At 70.3% G+C, this 6,000-nt stretch carries 3 protein-coding genes and 1 pseudogene; 1 reads left to right on the forward strand and 3 read right to left on the reverse strand.

Going from position 1 to position 6,000, the window contains the following annotated elements:
* Window positions 1-30: 30 nt before the first annotated feature.
* The 3 genes from ACI3EY_RS15320 to ACI3EY_RS15330 all read right to left on the reverse strand — a co-directional run bounded on the left by ACI3EY_RS15320 (window position 31) and on the right by ACI3EY_RS15330 (window position 3,975).
* Window positions 31-1,518 carry a sensor histidine kinase gene (locus ACI3EY_RS15320; RefSeq protein ID WP_405041005.1) on the reverse strand — a complete coding sequence of 496 codons (1,488 nt, stop codon included), beginning with the start codon at window positions 1,516-1,518 and terminating at the stop codon, window positions 31-33.
* A gap of 14 nt (window positions 1,519-1,532) precedes the next feature.
* Window positions 1,533-2,246, reverse strand: coding sequence for a response regulator transcription factor (locus ACI3EY_RS15325; protein WP_405036365.1), 714 nt, complete (start codon window positions 2,244-2,246; stop codon window positions 1,533-1,535).
* A gap of 70 nt (window positions 2,247-2,316) precedes the next feature.
* Window positions 2,317-3,975, reverse strand: coding sequence for a DNA repair helicase XPB (locus ACI3EY_RS15330; protein ID WP_405036366.1), 1,659 nt, complete (start codon window positions 3,973-3,975; stop codon window positions 2,317-2,319).
* Window positions 3,976-4,116: 141 nt separating this feature from the next.
* On the opposite strand from ACI3EY_RS15330, the pseudogene ACI3EY_RS15335 reads away from it, so the two are divergent.
* Window positions 4,117-6,000: pseudogene (locus tag ACI3EY_RS15335) on the forward strand (hypothetical protein); the annotation flags it as partial.

The raw sequence follows: 6,000 nt of genomic DNA on the forward strand, positions 1-6,000 counted from the left end.
AGGTCGAGATCGGCACAGCCTGGGTCGAGGCTATGAGTTTGCTGAACGTGCCGCGGGCAGCTCCACCCGGAAGGTGGCGCCACCGCCCGGCGTGGGGACGTGCCGGACGCTTCCCTGGTGGCGGCCGACGATGGCGGCGACGATCGCCAGGCCGAGGCCGGTGCCTCCGGAGGCCCGGCTGCGGGACTTGTCGGTGCGGAAGAAGCGCTCGAAGACCCGGGCCGCGGTGTCCTCGTCCAGGCCCTGACCGTGGTCACGGACCTCCACGACGACCAGCTCGTCGTCCCGGCCGACGGCCACGTCGACCGGCGTCCCGGGCGGGGTGTGCGCCAGGGCGTTGGCGACCAGGTTGGTCAGCACCTGGCGGAGCGCACCGTCCTCACCCATTACCACCGGGACCAGGTCGGGCTGGTCCTCCGACAGCGGCACCAGCTCGACGGTCCGCTGAGGGGCGCGGACCCGGGCGTCCTGCACCACGTCGGAGGCGAGCACCGTCAGGTCCACCCGGGTCGGTGACATCTCGGGCTCGGAGTCCCAGCGGGTCAGGGTGAGCAGGTCCTCGACGAGACGGGTCATCCGGGTCGCCTCGTCCTCGATCCGGCGCATGGCGCCGGAGACGTCCTCGGGGTCGGACATCGCGCCGAACCGGTGCAGCTCGGCATACCCCTTGACGGTCGCCAGCGGGGTGCGCAGCTCGTGCGAGGCGTCGGCCACGAAGTCGCGCATCCGTCGCTCGGAGGCCTGGCGCACACCGAAGGACTGCTCGATCCGGGCGAGCATGACGTTGAGCGAGTCCGAGAGCGAGCCCACCTCGTCGCTGGCGCCCGGCGGCGGGATCCGTCGGGTGAGGTCGCCGGCCGCGATCGCGGCGGCGGTGTCCTCCATCCGGGTCAGCGGACGGAAGGCGCGACGCACCGCGAACCAGCCCAGCACGCCGACGACGACCATCGTGGTGAGCCCGATCACGACGGTGAGGAAGAAGAGCTGGCTCACCGTGTTGTCGACCGCGGTCAACGGCAGCCCGACGGCGATGGTGCCGCCGATCTGGCCGCTGGGGTTCTCCACCCGCGCCGCCAGCACCCGCCACCGGGTGACGTCGTCGGTGCTCTTCACGGTGAACGGGGTGCCCAGCCGCGGGTCGTCGGTCTCGAGCCTGCCCAGGTCGGGCGGGTTGTTGATCTGCTGGGTGGGCAGCGCGATCGCGGGGACCGAGTCGTCGGCGGGGGTGACCAGGACGTAGTAGGGGTTCGGCGGGACGAAGACCTGCTGCTCCGAGGGCGGCAGACCGGCCGCCTGCTCCTCGACCTGGGTGAACGCGCTCCGGGCCAGCGGCTCGATGTAGGCGCTCAGGTCGGCGTCGGCGCGCTCCACCAGGTAGGTGCGCAGCTGCATGACGGTGACCGACGTGGTCAGCAGGTATGCCGCCAGCACCAGCAGCACGAGCACCATCACCAGGCGCCGGGTCAGCGACAGCCCGTGCAGCCGGGCATAGGTCGTGCGACGGAGGCGCTGGAGCACGTGCGGCGCCGCGATCAGGCGGCGCGCGGGGCGCGCAGCACGTAGCCGACTCCGCGCTTGGTGTGGATCAGGGGTTCGCCGACCACGTCGATCTTGCGGCGCAGGTAGGAGATGTAGGACTCGACGATGTTCATCTCGCCGCGGAAGTCGTAGTCCCACACGTGGTCCAGGATCTGGCTCTTGGAGAGCACCCGGCCGGGGTTGAGCATGAGGTAGCGCAGCAGCTTGAACTCGGTGGGGGAGACCTCGATGACCTTGCCGTTGCGGCGGACCTCGTGGCTGTCCTCGTCGAGCTCCAGGTCGGCCACCCGCAGCACGTGCCCGTCCTCCTCGTCGGCGATCCGGGTCCGGCGCAGCACCGCGCGGATGCGGGCCACGACCTCCTCCAGGCTGAACGGCTTGGTGACGTAGTCGTCGCCGCCGACGGTGAGGCCCTTGATCTTGTCGTCAAGCGAGTCCCGTGCGGTCAGGAAGACGATCGGCAGGTCCAGGCCGCGCTCGCGAAGGGTGCGGGTGACGGAGAAGCCGTCCATGTCCGGGAGCATGATGTCCAGCACCGCGAGGTCGAACTCGTGCTCCCCGGACAGCTGCAGCGCGCTGCGCCCGTCGGCGGCGGCGTGCACCTTGAAGCCCGCAAAACGCAGGCTGGTGGTGAGCAGCTCACGGATGTTGGTCTCGTCCTCGACCACCAGCAGGGTGGCTTCGGTCTCGGTGGCGCTGGCGCTCATACCTCCACTGTGGCCCTGGAGGCTGTGGATTTCCTGGACATCTCCTGCGTGTCTGGCGACCCGCCCGTCGTCAGTCGAGGGTGGCGAGGTCGTCGGCGTCCACGATCCGGTAGGCATACCCCTGCTCGGCGAGAAAGCGCTGGCGGTGCGCCGCGAAGTCGGCGTCCACCGAGTCGCGGGACACCACCGTGTAGAAGTGCGCGGTGCGGCCGTCACCCTTGGGGCGGAGCACCCGGCCCAGCCGCTGCGCCTCCTCCTGGCGCGACCCGAAGGTCCCGGAGACCTGGATGGCGACGCTCGCCTCGGGCAGGTCGATGGAGAAGTTCGCGACCTTGCTGACCACCAGCAGGGTGATCTCGCCCTCCCGGAACTGGCGGAACAGCTCCTGGCGCTGGGGCACGCTCGTCTCCCCGGTGATCAGCGGGGCGTCCAGGCCGTCGGCCAGCTGGTCCAGCTGGTCCAGGTACTGCCCGATGACGAGGGTGGGCTCGCCCCGGTGCCGGTCCACCAGCTGCCGGACCACCGGGTCCTTGGCCGGGGCGCACGCGGCGAAGCGGTAGCGCTCGTCCGGCTCGGCGACGGCGTACGCCATCCGCATCGACTCCGACAGGCTGACCCGGACCTCGACGCAGTCGGCCGGCGCGATGTAGCCCTGCGTCTCGATGTCCTTCCACGGCGCGTCGTAGCGCTTCGGGCCGATGAGGGAGAAGACGTCGGACTCGCGCCCGTCCTCCCGGACCAGGGTGGCGGTCAGGCCGAGGCGGCGGCGCGCCTGCAGGTCGGCGGTCATCCGGAAGATCGGCGCCGGCAGGAGGTGCACCTCGTCGTAGAGGATCAGCCCCCAGTCCCGGGCGTCGAGCAGGTCGAGGTGGGGGTAGATGCCCTTCCGCTTCAGGGTGAGCACCTGGTAGGTCGCGATGGTGACCGGCCGGATCTCCTTGCGGGAGCCGGAGTACTCGCCGATCTCGTCCTCGGTGAGCGAGGTCCGGCGGAGCAGCTCCTCGCGCCACTGCCGGGCGCTCACGGTGTTGGTGACGAGGATGAGCGTGGTCGTCGAGGAGCGGGCCATCGCCCCGGCGCCGACCAACGTCTTGCCGGCACCGCAGGGGAGCACGACGACCCCGGAGCCACCGTCCCAGAATCCGTCGACGGCCTGCTGCTGGTAGGGCCGCAGCGACCAGTCGGTGGTGTCCAGGTCGATCTGGTGGGCCTCGCCGTTCACGTAGCCGGCGTGGTCCTCGGCGGGCCAGCCGACCTTGAGCAGCTCCTGCTTCAGGTGCCCGCGCTCGGAGGGGTGGACGACCACGGTGTCGTCGTCGACCCGGTCGCCGACCAGCGGGGCGATCCGCTTGTGGCGGAGCACCTCGGTCAGCACGGCGCGGTCGGTGGTGCGCAGCAGCAGCTGGGGCTCGCCCTCGCCGTCCACGACCTCCTTGGTCAGGGTCAGCCGCCCGTAGCGCGCCATCGTCTCCGCCACGTCGACCAGCAGCGACTGCGGGACGGGGTAGCGGCTGTGGGTGACCAGGGCGTGCACGACCTGCTCGGCGTCGTGGCCGGCCGCCCGGGCGTTCCACAGGCCGAGCGGGGTGACTCGATAGGTATGCACGTGCTCGGGGGCGCGCTCGAGCTCGGCGAAGGGCGCGATCTCGCGTCGCGCCGCCTCGGCGTCGGGGTGGTCGACCTCGAGGAGCAAGGTCTTGTCGGACTGGACGATCAGGGGACCATTCATCGCTGCGCTCAACGCCGGGGCTGTGGTGCGGCATTCCGGCGGGGGGTGGGCGGTTGTCCACAAGTGGTGTGTCACCTCTTGCCGGGTTCGAACAGATGTACTAACATGGGGGTATCGAGGAGCCCAGGGGGGTGAAGTGCGATGGCGACGCAGCCGATCGAGGAAGGTCAGGACCGTGAGAGTGCTGGGGTGGGTCAGGACCATGGCGACCTGGCAACGCTTCTGGAGCGGATGGGCACCCTGCAGTCGGGGGTGCAGGGGATGGGCGCGGGTGAGTGCCTGGAGGTGTTGGAGGCGTTGCACCGGTTGAGCGGGTTGGTGGACGCGGTGCGGGTGGACGTGGTGGCTGAGTTGGCGGCGCGTACGGGTGAGGACCTGTTGGCCCGGGCCGGGGTGAGTGAGCCGGGGGAGCTGTCGGTCACGGGCAGGGAGCGGTGGCGGGGCAGGTGCAAGTCGTTGGCGGCGACCGAGGTCGCGACGTTGACGGGGATGGGCCGGTGGCAGGCCCGCCAACTCGTCGCGGTCGCCCTCGCACCAAAGGCCGTATCCGGCCCGGTACGAGAAGGTCTGGTCGCGGGCGTCGTCACCTGGGGACAGGTCGAGCACTTCTGGCGCCGCGCCGGTTCACTGCCGCACGAGCACGCCGCCGACGTGGCGACTGCCTTGTTCGCGACCGGGACCACAGCGGACAAGGTCGCCGTCGAACGCCTCACCACCAGCAGCCCGGACGACACCGACAGTGGCAGCGGTGGTGGGGTGTCGGTGGAGCCGTGGCCGGCGAAGGTGTACGTCGAGGCGTTGGAGCGGGAGGTCACCCGCGCCCAGGGACGCGACCCGGTCGCGGACGCCGCGCACCGGGCGGAGGTGCACCGGGCCAGGTGCGCGTACGGGGTCATCGATGATGACGGCACCGGCCAGGTCATCATCACCGGCGACGCCGCGTCGACCGCAGCGTGCGTGGACAGGTTGCATGTCCTGGCCCGTCGGGCACGCCTCGCCGGGGATGGGCGGACCGAGACCCAGCTGCGCTCCGACATCGGACGTGCCTTGCTCCTGCACGGCACCCTGCCCCTGCCCGACCTCACCCACCACCAACCTCATCGCGGTGACCAGCGGTCACCGGACTGTGGCGACGACCGCGACCACGACGAGAACCGCAACCATGACTGTCCTGACCTGGAGCTGGCGAGCGTGGTGACCCCTGAGGACATCGCGTCGCTGGCCCAGATCATCTCCGGCACCCCGACCTATGACCTGCAAGTCGTCGTCCCCTGGGACGCCACCACCAACACCCCCGTCCTGGCTGCGTCGGCCGGTCGCAATGCTCCGATGACTCACTCTGGCCGTGGGGACGTGCCGATCGCCGGTTGCCCACCAGGCACAAGAGCCGTACCCGTTGTGTCGGATCCGACCGGGACTGTCAGTCCGTCGGAGGACACGATTCCTGGGGTGGGGCGGTTGGTGGGCAGGTTCCCGAGGTTCTTCACCGCCGGGCAGATGAGACAGATGGTCGCGGCGCCGGGGACCACGTTGCACCGGGTGTTGACCGATCCCGCGGACGGGCGCTGTCTGGAACGAAGCATCGCCCGGTACACCCCTGATGCGGCGATGCGCACCCAAGTCGCCGCAGCGGACCTGCTCTCCCGCGCTCCCGGCCAGACCTTGCCCGTCAGGGACGGGCAGTTGGACCACGTCCACGAATACCTGCTCGGCGGTAAGACGTCCGAGATGAACCTGCAAGGTCTGGACACCGTGTTCCACGCCCTGAAGACCCAGAAGTTCTGGCACGCCCAGATCGATACCACCCGGCACGTGACCTGGACCAGCTTCTTCGACCGCACCTACCGCACCCGCGCCCACGACTACACCCAATACCTGGCCACAGGCACCACCAGCCCACCAGATGCAGGCGCTGATGACACGCACGCCGAGTCTCGAACCTCCGGGACCGCTGCCCTGGACTCAGGGACACCAGACCACGTGGGCCCACCGACACTCGGTCACACTCCCGGGCGCCTTCTCAGC

The sequence above is a fragment of the Serinicoccus shuyuelongi genome (assembly GCF_045032955.1).
Classification (GTDB): Bacteria; Actinomycetota; Actinomycetes; order Actinomycetales; family Dermatophilaceae; genus Ornithinicoccus.

What these genes read in the sequence shown, in the direction of transcription:
- ACI3EY_RS15325 (WP_405036365.1), bottom strand. Translation starts at nt 2,246, where the DNA reads ATGAGCGCCAGCGCCACCGAGACCGAAGCCACCCTGCTGGTGGTCGAG.
- ACI3EY_RS15330 (WP_405036366.1), bottom strand. Translation starts at nt 3,975, where the DNA reads ATGAATGGTCCCCTGATCGTCCAGTCCGACAAGACCTTGCTCCTCGAG.